This is a genomic window from Vibrio sp. SCSIO 43135, assembly GCF_023716665.1.
GTDB classification, from domain to species: Bacteria; Pseudomonadota; Gammaproteobacteria; order Enterobacterales; family Vibrionaceae; genus Vibrio; species Vibrio paucivorans.
Genome location: NZ_CP071859.1, coordinates 2,415,676 through 2,434,751 on the forward strand (window position 1 = coordinate 2,415,676; position 19,076 = coordinate 2,434,751).

At 44.1% G+C, this 19,076-nt stretch carries 20 protein-coding genes; 9 read left to right on the plus strand and 11 right to left on the minus strand.

Annotated elements, in window-relative coordinates; genetic code table 11:
* Positions 1-31: 31 nt before the first annotated feature.
* Positions 32-1,096 carry a DNA polymerase IV gene (gene dinB, locus J4N42_RS10810; protein WP_286036651.1) on the minus strand — a complete coding sequence of 355 codons (1,065 nt, stop codon included), beginning with the start codon at positions 1,094-1,096 and terminating at the stop codon, positions 32-34.
* A 159-nt stretch (positions 1,097-1,255) separates the two neighbouring features.
* Between dinB and J4N42_RS10815 the strand changes: the two genes are divergently transcribed.
* On the plus strand, positions 1,256-2,473 hold the full coding sequence (locus J4N42_RS10815; RefSeq protein ID WP_252027901.1) for a diguanylate cyclase: 1,218 nt from the start codon (positions 1,256-1,258) through the stop codon (positions 2,471-2,473).
* A gap of 75 nt (positions 2,474-2,548) precedes the next feature.
* On the opposite strand, the gene nqrM is transcribed toward J4N42_RS10815, so the two are convergent.
* From nqrM to bolA, 9 genes are all read right to left on the minus strand, one after another.
* A complete protein-coding gene (gene nqrM / locus J4N42_RS10820) occupies positions 2,549-2,782 on the minus strand; it encodes a (Na+)-NQR maturation NqrM (protein WP_252027902.1) in 234 nt (77 codons plus the stop codon).
* Positions 2,783-2,797: 15 nt separating this feature from the next.
* A complete protein-coding gene (locus J4N42_RS10825; protein ID WP_252027904.1) occupies positions 2,798-3,802 on the minus strand; it encodes an FAD:protein FMN transferase in 1,005 nt (334 codons plus the stop codon).
* 133 nt (positions 3,803-3,935) lie between these two features.
* Complete coding sequence (gene nqrF / locus J4N42_RS10830; RefSeq protein ID WP_252027906.1) at positions 3,936-5,162, minus strand: NADH:ubiquinone reductase (Na(+)-transporting) subunit F; 1,227 nt, start codon at positions 5,160-5,162, stop codon at positions 3,936-3,938.
* A 33-nt stretch (positions 5,163-5,195) separates the two neighbouring features.
* A complete protein-coding gene (nqrE, locus tag J4N42_RS10835; RefSeq protein WP_252027907.1) occupies positions 5,196-5,792 on the minus strand; it encodes an NADH:ubiquinone reductase (Na(+)-transporting) subunit E in 597 nt (198 codons plus the stop codon).
* 7 nt (positions 5,793-5,799) lie between these two features.
* On the minus strand, positions 5,800-6,432 hold the full coding sequence (locus tag J4N42_RS10840; RefSeq protein WP_252027909.1) for an NADH:ubiquinone reductase (Na(+)-transporting) subunit D: 633 nt from the start codon (positions 6,430-6,432) through the stop codon (positions 5,800-5,802).
* A complete protein-coding gene (locus J4N42_RS10845; protein WP_252027911.1) occupies positions 6,432-7,202 on the minus strand; it encodes a Na(+)-translocating NADH-quinone reductase subunit C in 771 nt (256 codons plus the stop codon). Before J4N42_RS10845 ends, J4N42_RS10840 begins: the two co-directional genes overlap by 1 nt.
* A complete protein-coding gene (locus tag J4N42_RS10850; protein ID WP_252027913.1) occupies positions 7,192-8,436 on the minus strand; it encodes an NADH:ubiquinone reductase (Na(+)-transporting) subunit B in 1,245 nt (414 codons plus the stop codon). Before J4N42_RS10850 ends, J4N42_RS10845 begins: the two co-directional genes overlap by 11 nt.
* Positions 8,437-8,441: 5 nt before the next feature.
* Entirely contained in the window at positions 8,442-9,782 is a 1,341-nt protein-coding gene (locus J4N42_RS10855) for a Na(+)-translocating NADH-quinone reductase subunit A (protein WP_252027914.1), read from the minus strand.
* A gap of 440 nt (positions 9,783-10,222) precedes the next feature.
* Positions 10,223-10,531 (minus strand): transcriptional regulator BolA, encoded by a 309-nt coding sequence (gene bolA, locus J4N42_RS10860; RefSeq protein WP_252027916.1) that lies wholly within the window; start codon positions 10,529-10,531, stop codon positions 10,223-10,225.
* 174 nt (positions 10,532-10,705) lie between these two features.
* Here bolA and J4N42_RS10865 point away from each other — a divergent pair, with 174 nt between their 5' ends.
* The 8 genes from J4N42_RS10865 (at position 10,706) to csdA (ending at position 18,507) form a co-directional block, all read left to right on the plus strand.
* On the plus strand, positions 10,706-11,836 hold the full coding sequence (locus J4N42_RS10865) for a methyltransferase (RefSeq protein ID WP_252027918.1): 1,131 nt from the start codon (positions 10,706-10,708) through the stop codon (positions 11,834-11,836).
* Between the two features lie 61 nt (positions 11,837-11,897).
* Positions 11,898-12,467: a YajG family lipoprotein gene (locus J4N42_RS10870; protein ID WP_252027920.1), complete on the plus strand. Its 570-nt coding sequence runs from the start codon at positions 11,898-11,900 to the stop codon at positions 12,465-12,467.
* The gene (locus J4N42_RS10875; protein ID WP_252027922.1) at positions 12,467-13,012 is read left to right on the plus strand and encodes a peptidylprolyl isomerase; all 546 of its coding nucleotides are present in this window, start codon (positions 12,467-12,469) and stop codon (positions 13,010-13,012) included. Before J4N42_RS10870 ends, J4N42_RS10875 begins: the two co-directional genes overlap by 1 nt.
* 57 nt (positions 13,013-13,069) lie before the next feature.
* Positions 13,070-14,458 (plus strand): AmpG family muropeptide MFS transporter, encoded by a 1,389-nt coding sequence (locus tag J4N42_RS10880; RefSeq protein WP_252027924.1) that lies wholly within the window; start codon positions 13,070-13,072, stop codon positions 14,456-14,458.
* A gap of 396 nt (positions 14,459-14,854) precedes the next feature.
* Positions 14,855-15,667 (plus strand): nucleoside-specific channel-forming Tsx family protein, encoded by an 813-nt coding sequence (locus tag J4N42_RS10885; protein WP_252027926.1) that lies wholly within the window; start codon positions 14,855-14,857, stop codon positions 15,665-15,667.
* A gap of 145 nt (positions 15,668-15,812) precedes the next feature.
* The gene (gene panE / locus J4N42_RS10890) at positions 15,813-16,700 is read left to right on the plus strand and encodes a 2-dehydropantoate 2-reductase (RefSeq protein ID WP_252027928.1); all 888 of its coding nucleotides are present in this window, start codon (positions 15,813-15,815) and stop codon (positions 16,698-16,700) included.
* Positions 16,697-17,296, plus strand: a complete 600-nt coding sequence (locus J4N42_RS10895) for a DJ-1 family glyoxalase III (protein WP_252027930.1) — start codon at positions 16,697-16,699, stop codon at positions 17,294-17,296. Before panE ends, J4N42_RS10895 begins: the two co-directional genes overlap by 4 nt.
* Positions 17,296-18,507 (plus strand): cysteine desulfurase CsdA, encoded by a 1,212-nt coding sequence (gene csdA / locus J4N42_RS10900; RefSeq protein ID WP_252027931.1) that lies wholly within the window; start codon positions 17,296-17,298, stop codon positions 18,505-18,507. Before J4N42_RS10895 ends, csdA begins: the two co-directional genes overlap by 1 nt.
* Positions 18,508-18,634: 127 nt before the next feature.
* Here csdA and csdE read toward each other — a convergent pair whose 3' ends face one another.
* The gene (gene csdE / locus J4N42_RS10905; protein ID WP_252030826.1) at positions 18,635-19,066 is read right to left on the minus strand and encodes a cysteine desulfurase sulfur acceptor subunit CsdE; all 432 of its coding nucleotides are present in this window, start codon (positions 19,064-19,066) and stop codon (positions 18,635-18,637) included.
* Positions 19,067-19,076: the final 10 nt, after the last annotated feature.

Consider the following 19,076-nt stretch of genomic DNA (forward strand, 5'->3'; position numbering starts at 1 on the left):
CTTTGTTCGACGTGCTTTTCGAACAAAGGCCCTAAAAGAAGCTCAATTGCTTAGTTTGTTGATCTGGTTTAAGCATGACATTCAAGCCGAGTAAGCGTATCTCTCGGCCATTTTGACGCTTTAAGATATCTCGCAAGAGCCCTTTAAAATCTTCTAGCTCTAATTGACCATGAATATGCTCAATAGTCGTCAGTTGGAAGTCGGCAAATTTAAGCTTGATGCCCTGCTTTATGATGCTCTTATCAGGACTCACTTTCACCAAGCGCTGCTCAAGCTCGGGGTAAAGACGTTCTTCTATAACCTGCCAACATTCATCATAACTAGAAATATTCTCGCTGAACGTCCTCTCTACACCAACCGACTTGCGTTCACGCTCCACCACAATTTCACGTTCATCGATACCATGACTTCGTTTCCACAATGAAGCTCCCTGCCGGCCAAACTGTCGCAGCAGCTCTCGATAGTCACTTTGCTTGATATCTTCACAAACATAAAAGCCGGCTTTATGAAGTTTTTCTAAGCTCACTTTTCCCACTCCCGGAATCTTTTCTAACGGCAGCTTATCAACGACTTCTTGGACTCTTTCAGGAGGGATAACGAACTGCCCATTTGGTTTGTTCATATCTGAAGCGACTTTGGCCAAGAATTTAATCGGAGCCACTCCAGCAGATGCCGTAAGCTGAAGCTCGTTCCATATGTCCTCCCTGATCGCTTGAGCAATCAGTGTCGCTGACCCACGACACATGGTGGATTGGGTCACGTCTAAGTAGGCCTCATCAAGAGACAAAGGCTCTATAAGTGGTGTATAGCGACTAAAAATAGCTCGGATATGCTTTGATGTTTCTTTGTATACCTGCATTCTACCTGGAACAACCAAAAGATCAGGGCATAGCTTTAACGCTGTTGCGGTAGGCATTGCGCTACGTACACCAAACTGCCTCGCCTCATAATTGCAGGTACTGATCACTCCGCGCTGCTTTTCATGTCCGCCAACGGCCAATGGCCGATTTCGGTAGTCAGGATTGTCGCGCATCTCAACCGCTGCATAGAAGCAGTCCATGTCAACATGAATGATCTTTCTCGTTACTGACTCCACAGCCCACCAAAGAAAAACTGTACAAAAACACAGTATACAAAATAATGAACGTTCAGGCACGAAATTAGGTTGGTTCAAATATTAAAAATTAATCGTAGCCAAATCGCCTGACTAATTTATTATTAGTTGTATCAGGATAAAAATGATAGGGACGGATCTTTGAGTCAAAAAATACTTGTTGTCGAAGATAGTCGTGCGTTTCGCAATTACTTGGAACAGCAACTAAGCCAAGCTGGTTTCGAGGTACTTGCTGCCGAGTCAATCGAACAAGCAAACAAAATACTCCAACATGAACACCACCTACTATGCGCGGTGCTGGATTACTGCTTACCTGATGGCCAAGATGGCGAAATCATTGATATAGTCCTCAATCACGATCATAAAGTGATCGTCCTTACCGCCATGTTTCAGGAAGAAATACGCGAAAAAATGTTGGCTAAAGGTGTTTTGGATTACATCTTAAAAGACAGCATGGCCTCAGTTTCCTACTTGCTCCCGCTAGTAAAACGCTTAACCAATAATCAAAAGCATAAAGCGCTCGTCGTTGATGACTCAGCCGTGGTAAGAAAACACATTACTCAACTGTTGGAACACCAATACATTTCCGTATTACAGGCCAAGAATGGCATTGAAGGTCAGAAAGTCCTATCGGAAAACTCAGACATTACTTTCATTATTTCTGATCACGATATGCCAGAAAAAGATGGCATTACCATGATTCGTGAAATTCGCACAGACTACGACAAGAATCAATTGGCGATCTTAGGCCTATCCGGAAGTGACGATAGAACTATGACAGCTCGCTTCCTCAAAGCAGGAGCTAATGATTTCCTATATAAGCCGTTCAACCAAGAAGAATTTTTCTGTCGAGTTCATCAAATTCTAGACATGAAAGAGGCCACAAACGAACTCTTTCGCATGGCTAACCAAGACGCCTTAACCGGACTTTGGAATCGCCGTTTCTTGTTCAATCAAGTTTGCAATGGTTGTGAAAAAAGAAACATAGCCATGCTCGACATCGACCACTTTAAAAAGGTCAACGACACATATGGCCACGATGGTGGAGATGCTGCACTGAAAACGCTGTCTAGCATCCTCAAAATATACTTCGAAGATGATGTCGTTGTGCGGTTTGGTGGTGAAGAATTTTGTATTCAATCATGTGCCCCAATCCAAGAGTTTACCAACCGATTGGAAATCATGCGCCAAAGAGTAGAGAAAACCACGATTACTCATAACGAGCAGCAGCTATCTATTACGATTAGTATCGGCGTGACCGATATCGAAGGGGATTTGAACGAGCAAATAAAGGTCGCTGATGACCGGCTCTATTTGGCCAAAGAAAATGGTCGAAACCAGATAGTATCAGTTGGATAAACTCCCCAAACTAAAAAAGCCCGAAGAATCATGTGTTCCATGAAAACTTTGGGCTTTTTGAGTGATTGGAGCGGGTTAAGCGATGCGATCTTTTTCCCACGCAGCAAGCTTTTCTGCTCTAGCAGCTTCACGTGCTTCTCGCTTCTTACGTGCATCACACGGTTCTGGGCAGTTACATACCTTGTCGATACCTACCGCACCTAATCCGCCACAGCTTCCTTTAACCACTTTCTTTTGGAAAATGTAACCTACCGACATTGCTGCGATAACAGCTAGGAACACTCCAAAGGTAATCAAAAATGTATTCATAATGACATGCTCTTGTTAATTATGTACGTATGGTTTGTATGCTTCTGAAGTTAGCTCTAAGAACCCGTCTTTTGTTTTGACGATAATCAGAGCTGGGATACTGTGCTTATTCGCAACTTCCAATCCTTTCTCTTCACCCAATACCATTATGCCTGTCGCCAGGCCGTCTGCCGTCATAGACGACTTATCCAATACAGTAACAGACACAACCTTATTTCTGATCGGTTTACCTGTTTGTGGGTTAATTATATGCGAATAACGGATTCCGTCACGCTCAAAATAGTTACGATAATCACCAGAAGTGGCTATCGCCATATCACCCGGTTCTATGATCTCTTGAACACTGCGCTCATCTACCGAGGGTTTCTCAATCGCAATACGCCAGCGAACCCCTTCACGATTCACGCCTTTTAGGCGCAGTTCTCCACCAACTTCAACCATGTAGTCTTGAATGCCTTGAGATTCAATATAGTCGGCAACCACATCCACTCCCCAACCTTTTGCAATCGTAGAAAGGTCCACATACAAGTTAGGAATATCTTTTGATAATGAAGTAGCGGTAGCGCTCAAATGAGAAATGCCTGTGACTGCTTTACGTGCTGCTAGTTCTTCATCTGTTGGGACAACTTCAGGGCGTGCTTCTGGGCCAAACCCCCATAAATTCACTAACGGTCCAACTGTTACGTCAAGCGCGCCATGAGTAAGCTCATTAAGACGAATAGCTTCTTTCACAACAATCGCGGTTTGTGGTGAAACCTCGAATTGGTCGCTGCCTTGATATTGATTAAAACGACTTAGCTCCGAGTCTTTGCGGTAAGTCGACATTTGGTCGTTTACTTCTTCAAGTAAGCGGTCAACTTCCTGATGGATCTTTTGTGCATCAGGCGTCGAGTCTGATTCGATGTATTTGATGTTATAGGTGGTACCCATCGTTGGGCCACTTAAATGCACTTGCTCGGCCGGTTTTTCACAGCCAGCAAGGATCAAAAGAGAAGCTAACGCAACAAGCCATTTTTTCACTTGTTTACTCCTATAGATAAAAGTGGGGATAGGAAAATAGTCTAGATAAAACCGCTTTACTATCACAACCGAAGTTCGAAAAAAGAATGGCTGGCTCCAAGAGCCAGCCATAGAGTTCAATCACTTAGGTAGATTAACCACCGAAGTCATCTAGAAGGATGTTTTCATCTTCTACACCGAGATCTTTCAGCATACCGATTACAGCTGCGTTCATCATCGGTGGACCACACATGTAGTACTCACAATCTTCAGGTGCTTCGTGGTCCTTCAGATAGTTTTCGTACAATACGTTGTGGATGAAGCCAGTGTAGCCATCCCAGTTGTCTTCAGGCATTGGATCAGAAAGAGCACAGTGCCACACGAAGTTGTCGTTTTCTGCTTGTAGGCCATCGAAGTCTTCAACGTAGAACATTTCACGTTTAGAACGAGCACCGTACCAGAAAGACATCTTACGAGAAGATTTAAGACGCTTAAGCTGGTCAAAGATATGAGAACGCATTGGAGCCATACCTGCACCACCACCAACGAATACCATTTCTGCATCAGTATCTTTCGCGAAGAACTCACCAAATGGACCAGAGATAGTACACTTGTCGCCTTCTTTAAGAGACCAGATGAATGAAGACATGATACCAGGTGGTACGTCTGGGTTATTAGGCGGCGGCGTAGCAATACGCACGTTCAGCATAATAATCCCTTCTTCTTCTGGGTAGTTTGCCATTGAGTAAGCACGGATAGTTTCTTCATCTACCTTAGACTCGTAGCGGAACAGATTAAACTTGTCCCAGTCTTCACGGTACTCATCCGGTACATCAAACTCAGAGTATTTAACGTGGTGAGCTGGAGCTTCAATCTGAATGTAGCCACCTGCACGGAAAGGTACAGATTCGCCATCAGGGATTTGAAGTTTAAGCTCTTTGATGAATGTTGCTTTGTTATCATTAGAGATAACTGAACATTCCCACTTCTTAACGCCGAAGATTTCTTCAGGTAGTTCGATTTCCATGTCAGTTTTCATTGCAACTTGACATGCTAGACGTTCACCTTCACGAGCTTCACCTTTAGTAATGTGATCAAGCTCAGTTGGAAGAATGTCACCGCCACCTGATTTAACTTTTACGCGACACTGACCACAAGAGCCACCGCCACCACAAGCAGAAGATACGAATACGCCAGCACCAGCTAGAGCACCCAGCAGCTTGCTGCCTGGTTGTGTAACGATCGCCAATGAAGGGTCATCGTTCACAGAAATTGTAATGTCACCTGATGGAACTAGTTTAGATTTAGCGAATAGAATCACTAAAACTAGCGCCAAAATAATCAGGGTAAACATTACTACACCAAAAATAATAGTAGACATTGACTATTCCTTATTTGCTGCGGTTTACCCGACTTACAGTTGAACACCAGAGAAAGACATAAAGCCCAACGCCATTAGACCTACAGTGATAAACGTGATACCAAGACCACGAAGACCAGGAGGTACGTCAGAGTACTTCATCTTCTCACGGAGACCTGCAAGAGCAACAATAGCTAGCAACCAGCCCACACCAGAACCAAAGCCGTATACAACAGATTCAGCAAAGTTGTAGTCACGCGTAACCATGAAAGATACGCCACCGAAGATCGCACAGTTTACAGTGATCAACGGTAGGAAAATGCCTAACGCGTTGTACAGAGGCGGGAAGAAGCGATCGAGGATCATTTCTAGAATCTGTACTAGAGCCGCGATTACACCGATAAAGGTGATGAAGTTTAGGAAGCTAAGGTCCACACCTTCAACTAACGCATTCTCTTTAAGGATAAAGGTATAAAGCAGGTTGTTTACTGGTACCGCGACAGTCAGTACGAAAACAACTGCTACACCAAGACCGAAAGAGGTCTTAACTTTCTTAGATACTGCAAGGAATGTACACATACCTAAGAAGAACGATAGTGCTAAGTTCTCGATGAAGATCGATTTAACTAGCAAGCTAATGTAATGTTCCATGACGTCCTTACTCCTTCGCTTCTACTTGTTCAGGCTTGAACGTACGAATCGCCCAGATCAGGAAGCCGATCAGGAAGAATGCTGATGGTGCAAGTAGCATCAAGCCGTTTGGCTGATACCAACCACCATTACTTACTAGCGGAAGTACTTCTAGGCCGAATAACTTACCTGAACCAAATAGTTCGCGGAAGAAACCAACAGTGATAAGAACGAAGCCGTAACCAAGACCGTTACCAATACCATCGATAAGAGAAGGAATTGGCTCAGACTTCATAGCAAACGCTTCAGCACGACCCATTACGATACAGTTCGTAATGATAAGGCCTACGAATACAGATAGCTGTTTAGAGATATCGTATAGGTAAGCTTTAAGTACTTGGTCTACCACGATTACAAGTGACGCAATGATCGCCATTTGAGCAATGATACGTACACTGTTTGGAATGTGATTACGGATAAGAGAAACGAAGAAGTTAGACAGTGCAGTTACAAAGATAACCGCTAGTGTCATTACAAATGCCGTTTCTAGTTTGGTTGTTACTGCAAGTGCAGAACAAACACCAAGAACCTGTAGAGCAATCGGGTTGTTATCCAACACCGGTGCCATCAGACTCTTTTTAACGTTTTGTGCGCCAGACATTAGTTCAGACCTCCGTCACGAACTTTTGCTAGGAATGGACCAAAGCCCATGTCGCCTAACCAGAAATCAAATGTTCCTTGAACACCGTTACCTGTTAGCGTAGCACCAGAAAGGCCATCAACGCCGTGTTCTGAGCCAGCTGGAGCACCACCTTTAACAACCTTAATAGCTGGTTTGTGGTTCTCGTCGAACAGCTTCTTACCTACAAATTGTGCACGCCAAGACGGGTTCTCAATTTCACCACCAAGTCCAGGAGTTTCACCCTGTTCGTAGTAAGTGATCGCAGAAACCGTGTTGCCATCTGTTTCAACAGCAACAAACGCGTACATCATAGACCATAGGCCGTTACCATGTACCGGTAGGATAACTTTAGATACTTCATCACCTTCTTTCACAAGGTATACAACACCTGTGTTAGCACGACGAAGAATCTTAGCTTTGTCTTGGTCCGCAGTTAGACGGATAGACTCAGCTGGATCTTTTGCAGCGGAACGTTGATCGTAAGTTGCAGCATCACCTTCAACAAAGTCACCTGTTTCGAAATCTACTAGACGCGGCTCAATGTATTGTGCAAATAGCTCAGGAACTTTTTTTCCTTCCGCTTCAATACCAGCAACTTCAACAATTTTAGTTTGCTTATCTAGTACAGCGTTTGCTTTTTGTTGATCGCGAAGAACAACAGCTGCTGTTGATACGATGATTGAACAAACAAGGCTCAACCCGATAACAACACCCAGCGTCTTTTTAATGCTGTCGTTATTACTTGCCATAGCGAGCTAGTCTCCGTTTGATGTTCTTTTCAACAACTAAGTGGTCGAATAGTGGTGCAAATAGGTTCGCAAATAGAATCGCCAGCATCATACCTTCTGGGTAAGCTGGGTTTACTACACGGATCATTACACACATTGCGCCAATCAGAATACCGTAAGCCCATTTACCTTTATCAGTAAATGATGCAGATACTGGGTCAGTCGCCATGAAGAACATACCGAATGCGAAGCCACCTAGAACTAGGTGCCAATGCCAAGGCATATTGAACATAGGGTTTGTATCAGAACCGATAACGTTGAACAGTGTCGCCACTGCAACCATACCGATCATAACACCACCAATGATGCGCCATGAAGCAATACCCATGTAAACGATCATTGCTGCACCGATCATAAGAGCTAGCGTCGATACTTCACCGATAGAACCTGGGATGTTACCAATGAACGCATCCATCCAAGTGATTGCATCACCCGTGATAGTGTTCACTAGAGCACCATTACCGCCTTGTGCCCATTGGCTAAGCGCTGTAGCACCAGAGAAACCATCAGCCGCAGTCCACACTAAGTCACCCGAGATTTGAGCTGGGTAAGCAAAGAATAGGAAAGCACGGCCAGCAAGCGCTGGGTTAAGGAAGTTACGACCAGTACCACCAAAGATTTCTTTCGCAACAACAACACCAAAGGTAATACCTAGTGCTGCTTGCCAAAGTGGAAGTGTCGGCGGAACAATCAATGCGAATAAGATAGAAGTAACAAAGAAACCTTCGTTAACTTCGTGCTTACGCACCATACAGAAAAGCACTTCCCAGAAACCACCAACGATGAACACCGTCGCGTAAATCGGTAGGAAGTAAGTTGCACCTAGCAACATCTTACTGCCCCAACCAGCTTCAGGACTCAACGTTCCTCCAAGCATTTCGGTTAGCCAGTAGTGCCAATCGCCACTGATTACTGCTGCAAGCTCTGCACCAGAGTACATGTGGTTTAGTGCTGCGATAGCTTGACCACCTGCGTTGTACATACCCCAGAACATTGCTGGGAATACCGCAAGCCAAACCATGATCATGATACGTTTTAGGTCAACGCTATCACGGACATGCGAGCTTTTCTTTGTTACAAGACCAGGTGTGTAAAACAGAGTTGCTGCCGCTTCGTAAAGCGCAAACCACTTCTCGTGTTTTCCACCAGGCTCAAAATGATGCTCGATGTCTTCAATAAACTTTTTAAGGCCCATGAAAATTACCCTTCCTTCACAATTGTATCTAGGCATTCACGAAGTAGTTCGCCGTACTCGTATTTACCAGGACATACAAAGGTACACAGTGCTAAATCTTCTTCATCTAGTTCAAGAGCACCTAAACGCTGAGCGTTATCAGTATCACCTGCACATAGATCACGAAGTAGCAATGTTGGTTCCATATCAAGTGGCATTACTTTTTCGTAGTTACCAATTGGAACCATTGAACGGTCACTACCGTTAGTCGTTGTTGTCATGTTGAACAACTGACCTTTAAAGATGTGACCAAGGAAAGAGCGAGTAACAGAGAACTTGTTCTTACCAGGCATAGCCCAGCCGAACAGATCTTTCTCGCGGCCTTCACGTAATACAGAAACCTGTACGTGGTAACGACCTAGGTAAGCATGAGGACCCGTTGCGTGAGTACCAGTTAACACTGAACCAGAAATCACACGAACTTCGCCTGGCATCAACTCGTTGTCTGTTACATCGTCTAGGCTAGCACCTAGCGTTGTACGGACTAAACGAGGATTGTTTACAACTGGACCTGCAAGAGAAACAACACGGTCAGTGTAAAGCTCACCAGTTAGGAATAACTTACCAAACGCAATAACGTCTTGGTAGTTGATGCTCCACGCCACATTTTCTACATTCACTGGGTATAGGAAATGCATGTGGGTGCCAGCTAGACCAGCTGGGTGAGGGCCATCAAACACGTGCTCTTCTACATTAGATTGACCAGAACGAGGAAGGCTAGAACCAGACTTACATACGTAAACCTTGCCTTCAGTCAATGCAGAAAGAGCATCAAGACCAGCAACAAAAGCATCTGACTGCTCGTTGATAATCAATTCAGGGTCAGCTGCCAATGGGTTGGTATCCATTGCAGTAACGAAAATCGCCTGAGTTGTAGAATCGATTGCTGGAACCTTGCTAAACGGACGAGTACGTAAAGCTGTCCAAAGACCAGAGTCAACTAACTGAGTTTTAATCGCTTCGCGATCAAGACCCGCAATCTGACCTGCTTCAAACTTATCGAACGTTACCTGCTCATCACCTGCCACTTCAATCACAACGGATTGTAGGACACGTTTTGCGCCACGGTTAACCTCGATAACTTTACCGCTTGCTGGTGAAGTAAATTTCACGCCTGGGTTCTTCTTATCTTCAAAAAGAACTTGAGCTTTCTTTACTTCATCACCTACGCGAACATGCATCGTAGGACGCATGCCAACGTACTCTTCGCCAAGCAAGGCGACTTTATTGATGGTCTTACCATCATTAATCACCTGGGATGGAGTTCCTGCGATAGGAAGGTCCAAACCCTTCTTTATTGTAATCATACGCACTTGCACTACTTTATCGGGAAAAAGATTCTTTAATTGCGTAACTTTTAGACACGACACTAGTGTCCGGTTTTGATGCTGTTTAAAACATCAAAATCGCAACATCCTATTAATTATCTCATCACAAAATTTGAGTGAGATTTATCAGGTGCGATAGTCTAGCATTTTTTCTCAACCTGATGCCATGACCAATAACTTGATAACTCGTTTTATTTCGAAGGTTTTGAAGAATAAAGGCTATAGAATAGTCATAAGTTTGAAGCATCGCACAAACCCCTATTCCCTTACTCTTTAGAGGTATTTCTATTCGGTAATCATTTTAAACAAATGGAAACAAACAATTTGTAACATTCATTTGTTGAAACACTGTTAATAAAGCGAACAAAAAACAGACACAAAAAAGGGCAGCAAACGCTACCCTTCTCAATTTCTCAAACTTATTTTCCACCACCCATACACATAGGGCTGTCTGGGAAAGATTGTTTTTCTTTTTCCCACTCTTCCTCTGTATAGGTATGCATAGAGAGCGCGTGAATTCCGCCCGCTAATTCCTCTGCCAATACTTGATTGACCGCACGGTGACGTGCAATCAAGCGTTTACCTTCAAACTCAGTGCTTACAATTACAACTTTAAAATGGCTCTCAGACCCTGCTGGTACATTGTGCATGTAGCTTTCATTCATCACCTTTAGCTCGATAGGAGAGAAAGCTTGGCTTAGCTTTTGTTCGACAATTTCTTGAATCATGTCTGTTCCTCAATTCGATAGCTTACGTCTAAGGCTGACATAAGCGAAATAATAAAGTCATCTTACTCCGCAAAACCAGAGAGAAAAAGGTTTTGGTTTCTTGTTGTCGCTCCATTTGCGACAATGATGTAGAACATCCCTAGACGACTTCAAACACTAATAACTTTGACCAATATGAACATTGAGCTCTCTCTTCACGATCGTAATCTAACTTTATATCGTTACCCAGTTCGAACCAACGAAACACTTCAAGCTTGGGATGCAGGTGATGAATACCTGATCAACCACGTAGAAGAACTGGACTTGGCACCCAATCAAAACATTCTGATTATCAACGATCATTTTGGCGCTCTTTCTTGCTGGTTTTCCAACATTCACAATGTCACCCTGATGAGCGACTCATTTCTCGCACACACAGGGACTAACGAAAACTTGCAGCGTAATCATTGCCGTCCGATTCACTATATAACATGTATGGACGCTATTCCGGATTCGATTGATTTGGTCTTATTACAGCTGCCTAAGAGTAACAGGCATCTAACTTGGATATTGTCTCAACTGCGTCAACAACTTCCTTCCCATGTGCCTGTTATAGCTGTGAATAAGGCCAAAGAGATCCATACTTCAACTCTGAAGCTATTTGAGAAGTACTTAGGTGAGACAAAAACATCATTAGCATGGAAGAAGCATCGTTTAGTCTTTTCACAAGCCAACAGCCGAACTTCTCTACCTGTTTCACCAATAACGGAATGGAAAGTTGATGGAGAAGATATTCGGCTAAGTAATCTCCCTAATGTTTATTCTGGCGAGTCTTTGGACTTAGGTGCACGCTTTATCTTGCCTCATTTACCGAGCACAGATAAGTCACTAAAGATCATTGATTTAGGCTGTGGTAATGGTGTTCTATCAGTAAAATTGGCTCAGCTTAATCCGAACGCACACATCACAAGTGTAGATGAGAGTTTTATGGCGGTTCAATCCGCTCAAAAAAACATGCTAGACAACCTAGGCGAAGCTCAACAGCATCAATGTGTTGCGAATAACTGTTTAGACGGTTTTGAGGAAAACTCTACCGACTTAGTTGTCTGCAACCCACCTTTCCATCAGCAGCAAGCTATTACGGATCACATTGCATGGCAGATGTTCTGTGATGCAAAGCATGTTCTTGCCAAAGGTGGACAATTAATTGTTATCGGAAACCGACACCTCGGCTACGATGGGAAACTATCTCGACTATTCGGAAAGTCGCAAGTATCGACTGTCGCTTCCAATAAGAAATTTGTTATTTTACAAGCGACTAAATAGTTCACTATTATCTACATACAAATATCTCTACAGTCTTGAGAGCATGATAAAGGAAAACACCATGAGAAAACTGGTTCTTGCCGCATCTATAGCGCTACTAACTGCGTGTTCTGCCCCTCAACCAGAACAAATCAATTTTAAGCCTAAAGCCGTGCTTAGCAGCAGTGACCTTGTAGATGGAAGCTCGTATACCTTAACCAGTAAAGACGTTCGTTCGGCTCAGTATGTAGCGCTAGTTGATAGTGGTCGTTCAAACATCGAACCTCTGCATGCTCAGCAAAATGTACGTATTTCTTTGGAAAACGCTCTCCTGGAGCAATTTGGTTCCCAAGGTTTCCGTAGCACTGTAAACAGTGAAAACTCGGTTGAAGTTGAAATTCAAGAAGCCCTAGTAACGGTAAAACACTCCGTGATGGAAAACGAAATGGATGGCAAAGTCACCATTGAAATCACGGCTGAAACACCGAAAGGCAAACTTGTAAAAACCTACAATGGCACAGCGACTCGCTCTGGAATGCTGAGCGCTTCTAACGAAGAAATCGCGACAGTGCTGAACGATGTTGTCAATCTTGTTCTAAAAGAAATTGCTAATGACCGTGAGCTGAAAGAGTACATGGCGGAGCGTTTCTAATGATTCGCACTATTATTTCTACCCTAGCATTAGTGAGCTGCTCGGTATTGGCAGGCCCAAAAGTGTTGGTTGAAACCAACCTTGGCCCTTTCACGCTAGAGCTTAACGACCAAAAAGCGCCAATTACAACAGCGAACTTCATCAAGTATGTTGAAGACGGAAGCTACATTGGTAGCGTCTTCCATCGCGTGATTCCTGGCTTTATGGCACAGGGCGGTGGCTTTAACCAAAAGATGGACCGCTTACCGACCTATTCTAGTATCAAAAACGAAGCTTCTAACGGCTTGAAAAACGATACCGCGACCATCGCTATGGCTCGTACTAACGATCCTGATAGTGCAAGTCGCCAGTTCTTCATTAACTACAAGAACAACGATTTCCTGAACCAATCAGGTGCTAATGCTGGTTACGCCGTTTTTGGTCAAGTAACTCAAGGCTTTGAAGTGGTTCAAGAGATGTCTCGTAAACCCACTTCTTCTTTTGGCCGCATGCAAGACGTTCCTGTCGAGCCGATAGTTATCACCAACATCAGCGTGATTAAGTAGCCCCTCCAAGGCTCTGGATATTGCCAGAGCCTTTTTATTTCATAAGGACTTGGCTCTATGTCTCAAAATGCCCAATCATTATCCTGGGTTGAAACCCTACGCAGTTATCTAGACCGTCGCCTAATGTGGGTTTTCATGCTCGGGTGTTCGAGCGGATTTCCATGGGTTCTGATTGGCTCGAATATGTCTGGCTGGCTCAAAGATGCAGGCCTAACACGTGCAGCCATCGGCTACTTTGGAAGTGTATTTGCGGTATACGCCATTAATTTTTTATGGGCGCCATTAGTAGACCGTGTAAAGCTTCCTGTTTTACACGCTGTATTAGGCCAGCGTCGAAGCTGGATTTTCTTGTGCCAATCTTTCGTGCTGGTATGTACCCTGCTTATTGCGGGCGTCAATCCTGCAGACAACTTGATGTTCACCTCTATGTTGGCGTTGGCTATTGCAACAGCATCGGCAACTCAGGACATCGCCATTGACGCTTTCCGAATCGATACCTTTCCTAAGTCAGAATCGAACAAACTCCCTCAAGCATCAGCCATGGCTGTCATTGGTTGGTGGACTGGTTACTCCTTACCAGGCTATGTTGCCTTTATTAATGCTGACTCAATTGGCTGGAACGGTGTTTACTATGGGATGGCGATTTTCGTTGCGATTCTAATGGTATTTACTTTACTGGTAGGTGAACCTAAGACTGAACGTGAACGACTTCAGGCACAAGCCGAGCAACGTCACGAGAAAGTCGTCAGCTCGAAACTTGTAGCTTGGCTAAGTGTCACAGTAGTTGAACCTTTCTTAGATTTCTTTAAGCGCAACGGCGTACAAGTCGCCATCACACTTTTGCTGTTTGTGTTTCTGTTTAAGATTGGTGAAGCATTCTTGGGCCGAATGTCGATTACATTCTATAAAGAAGTCGGCTTCAGTAACGAGCAAATCGGCCACTATTCGAAGTTGATTGGCTGGGGAGCAACAATATTCTTCACTCTCGTTGGCAGCATGTTCAACGTTAAGTTCGGCATAGTGAGAGGCTTAATGATCGGCGGCGTTGCTATGGCAGCGAGCAACTTAATGTTTGCTTGGATCGCGAAAGTAGGTCCAAATGAACACCTATTCCTTGCAACAATTATCGTCGATAACTTTACGACAGCATTCTCTACGGTTGCCTTTGTTTCTTTCTTAACCGTACTTACAGGCCAAGCATTCTCTGCCACTCAGTACGCGCTGCTCGCCTCACTCGGTAACTTTGGGCGAACCACGCTTGCTTCATTTAGCGGTGAGCTTGCGGACTACTTAAACGACTGGTCACTGTTCTTCATCATTACCGCATTAATGGTGATCCCAAGTTTGATCATGCTGTATTCGTTACGGCACTACTTTAGTAATCTGCTTGAACAAGCGAGAGCTCGAGATTCTGAACCTAACCACCCCATAGAATCTGAAAAGTAATAAAAAGCGGCTTACAAGCCGCTTTTTACTTTCACTGTACGGACCAAATAATTCACCAAACAAATAATAAAACCAATCTCACATTAATTTGATAGATTTTTTACTCTATTCAGACATATAGTCGTAGTAACTAAAATTGTTGGTTAATCGATAACCATATATTTCATAAAACCCACCCCAAAAACCAACAGAGATCACAATAACAATGCAAAATAATGCAACTTGAATTTAGTTCCCCTAAATAAATCGCTAATGAGATCTAGATCACTATATTTGTTTATTTTTGCACCTTTTATCACTTTTAATTGAGATTTTTATCGCTATTATGCGCGTCATTCGGATAAGCGTAGCGCACGGATAAGCGCCTATAAGCATACAAACATAGAGAGTCCCATTATGCGTAAATCACTTCTAGCTCTTGGCTTGTTAGCAGCAACATCAGCTCCAGTTATGGCAGCAGATTACTCTGACGGCGATATTCACAAAAACGATTACAAATGGCTTCAATTCAACCTAATGGGTGCAATCAACGAGAAAGGTCCATACGAATCTACTCATGATTACCTAGAAATGGAATTTGGTGGTCGTTCAGGTATCTTCGATCTTTACGGTTACGTTGATGTATTCAACCTAACTTCAGATTCAAGCAGCGACAAATCTGGTAAAGACAAAATCTTTATGAAGTTTGCACCGCGTATGTCTCTAGATGCAGCAACTGGTAAAGACTTATCTTTCGGTCCTGTTCTTGAGACTTACATCGCGTCTGAAATCAACTGGGATGGCGGTCCAAATGGCGTAAACCTACAAAAAGTAGGTCTAGGCTCTGACATCGATATGCCTTGGTTCGGCAAAATGGGTCTTAACCTTTACGGTGTATACGATTCAGGTGTTAAAGATTGGAACGGTTTCCAAATCTCTACTAACTGGTTCAAGCCATTCTACTTCTTTGAGAACGGTTCATTCATCTCTTACCAAGGTTACATCGATTACCAATTCGGTATGCAAGACGAGTACTCTCAGTCTAGCCACGGTGGTGCAATGTACAACGGTATCTACTGGCACTCAGATCGCTTTGCGGTTGGCTACGGTCTAAAACTATACAACGACGTATACGGTTTTGCTGATGGCGAGCCTCTACCATGGGATTCAAGCGCAACGGCTGACTCTTCAGGTGTTGGTCACTACGTAGCTGTAACTTACAAGTTCTAATTGAACCTTGTAGTATCAGAAAATGGCGCCGAATGGCGCCATTTTTATTGGCTATTAGAATTTAACCTTACTTTCCAAACATTTTCATTTGCTTTAGGCTCGCTTCGCATTATCCTTGCCACAAATCATCTATTGAGGCTATACAGTGAATATTGTGGTACTTGGCCCCGGTGCAATTGGCTCACTATGGGCTACGAAACTCCAGCAAGCCGGGCACAATGTCTCTATCTGGGGCAATCAACTCGCTCCCCATCTTAGCATTCAGCTTGATGAACAACCCAGTATTCAATTTGAGAACAGAAAGGCAGAAAGTGTCGAAAATGCTGACCTTATTCTCGTCACCGTTAAGGCGTGGCAAGTAAAAGGCGCCCTCGAGCCTTTAATCGCTCATATTCATCCAGAATGCATGTTACTGGTTATGCACAACGGTATGGGAGCAATAGATGAGTTGGCGGGCCAACTCCAGCAACCTTTACTACTGGCTACCACCACTCATGGAGCATACAAGCCTAATGCTAATCAGGTACTGCATACAGGTCATGGAAGCACACAAGTTGGCGGTTACAATCTTAAAGGTGAAAAGTGCCAGTTTATCCAAGAAGTGCTCAATCATGCGCTGCCAAGCGTAGTCTGGAACCCTGATATTCAACTGGCATTGTGGACTAAACTTGCAATCAATTGTGCCATCAATCCTCTTACCGCCATAGAAGGCTGTAAAAACGGCCAGCTCGCGCAGCCTGCATATCAGCCAGTACTCAAAAACATCGTTGATGAAATTACTTTGGTTATGGAAGCGGAAGATTACGCTATCAGTAATGCAACCCTTTTCAAAAGCGTACAGTCAGTCATTCACAATACCGCCGATAACCTATCTTCAATGCATCAAGATGTTTTCTATCACCGAAAAACCGAGATAGACTTTATTACTGGCTATTTACTAAAGAAAGCGCGCGAACACGGGATAACGACCCCAGAAAACCAGCGCCTCTATGACAAAATACAAAAACTAGAACGAGATTGGACTCACCAATGAGCAAACGAATTTTAGTGCCTATTGCTTCCGGCACTGAAGAAATGGAAGCCATCACCATCATTGATACTCTAAGACGCGCAGGCTATGAAGTTGTTGTCGCTAGTGCAGACTTTGAAGGTGAACTGACACTGACAGGTTCTCGTTCGATTGTACTGACTGCGGAATGTAAACTGGTCGATGTCGCTGATGATGAATTCGATGCTGTTGTATTACCAGGTGGTGTCGGTGGTGCAGAAACATTTAGAGACAGCACACTGTTGGTCGAAATCGTTAAGCAACAAATGTACGACGGACGTTTAGTGGCTGCAATCTGCGCGGCACCAGCATTGGTGTTGAAGCATCATAACCTTTACCCAGACGCGCTCATGACCTGTCACCCTAGCTTTCAATCTCATATTGATGAGAAGCTGTGGCGTGCAAAACGAGTGACTATTGACGTCAATCACGACCTAATTACCAGCCAAGGGCCTGGTACAGCGCTTGAGTTCGCCGTCGAAATCATTATCTACCTTTCAGGTAAAGAGCATGCATGGAATGTCGCTGAACCAATGATCCCTAACCCAACCCTTCACTATCATAAATTTGGTGATGAATAATGTTTGATGTTGGCTCGGTACGTGCGCAATTTCCTGCACTCACCCAAACAGTAAATCAAGAACCTTTGGTCTATTTGGATAGCGCGGCAACCACACAAAAGCCGCAAGTCGTCATCGATGCTATTACCCGTTATTACAGTGCTCAAAATGCCAATGTTCATCGCGGCAGCCATAGCTTAACAGCCAATGCTACTAGCCAATTCGAGCAAGCTCGTAAAACCGTCGCTAAGTTTATCGGAGCAGAGTCTGAAAAAGAGGTCATCTGGACTAGAGGAGCAACAGAGGCCCTAAATCTAATTGCTCAGACCTATGCTCGAAACACACTCAAGCCAGGCGATGAAATACTCGTCAGCGAAATGGAGCATCACGCCAATATTGTTCCATGGCAAATCGTCGCAGAGCAGACTGGCGCAAAAGTCGTTAAGGTTCCAATGACGTCTGACTGCCAATTTGATTTAGGCGTTTTTGAGCAAACCATTTCAGAGAAAACCCAGATCGTCGCCCTAGCACACACCACTAATGTGACCGCCACAAGGCAGCCGATTGAAGAAGTCATCGCTATAGCCCATCGTCACAATGCTGTGGTAGTTATTGACGGTGCACAAGGCATTGTCCACGAAAAAATCGATGTATCTCAGCTGGATGCTGACTTTTTTGTGTTTTCCGGCCATAAGCTGTATGCCCCGACCGGCATTGGCGTGCTGTATGGCAAACTTGCTTTGCTTGATGCCATGCCACCATGGCATGGGGGTGGGAAGATGGTCGAATCCGTCTCTTTCGAAGGCACCACGTTTACCGAGTTACCAGGTAAGTTTGAGGCTGGCACTCCAAATGTGGCAGGCGCCATCGCTCTAGCTACAGCCATTGAATGGTATAAAGAGTTTAATCTTTCTGATGTAGAACAGCATATTCATCAGTTACAACATGCAGCCTACCAAGCACTGAGCAACATAGAAGACATCGACATTCTGGGCTATCAACCCAACTCGAGCGTGCTCACCTTCGTCATAGATGGTGTTCATCACCAAGATATTGCCACTCTACTCGATCAACAAGGTATTGCTGTCCGCGCCGGCAACCATTGTGCTCACCCCTTAATGGATGCCCTAGGAGTCAAAGGAACCGTGAGGGTATCTTTTGGTATCTATAACACTCAGCAAGATGTACTACGCCTAGTTTCAGCGATAGAAAAAGCCGTCGATATGCTTTAAAACTTTTGCTGCAATAGCGACAAATAAAAAAGGTTGGCACAGTGCCAACCTTGTGTATTTCAATTACCGTGAATGAGTCACATTACCTTGTGGTGTTATGGGGTTGTGATGCTCTAGGTTCGTATCGTTATAGACTTGCCGCAAGTTTGATTTGCTCAACGATCGCTTTCAGCCCATTTCCCCTAGATGGACTTAAATGGGCAACAAGCCCCAACAGATCAAAGTATTCATCGATGTTGAAAGCAGCAATCTCTTCACTGCTCTTGCCTTCATATGCGGCTAATACAATTGCAATCAATCCACGCACAATACGAGCATCTGAGTCGGCACAAAAGTACCATTTTCCATCAATATTCTCACTCACTAGCCAAACCGTACTTTCACAGCCTGATACTGTTACTTGATCAGATTTTAGCTCTTCTGGCATTTTGGGAAGTTTTTTCCCCCACAAGATCACTTGGCGATAGCGCTCTTCCCAGCCTTTAAAGGCTTGCATTGTTTCAGCGATATCTTGCGAAGAAATATCGCTCCCAAATGGAGATTGAGGAAAATTCGACATCATCTGCTCC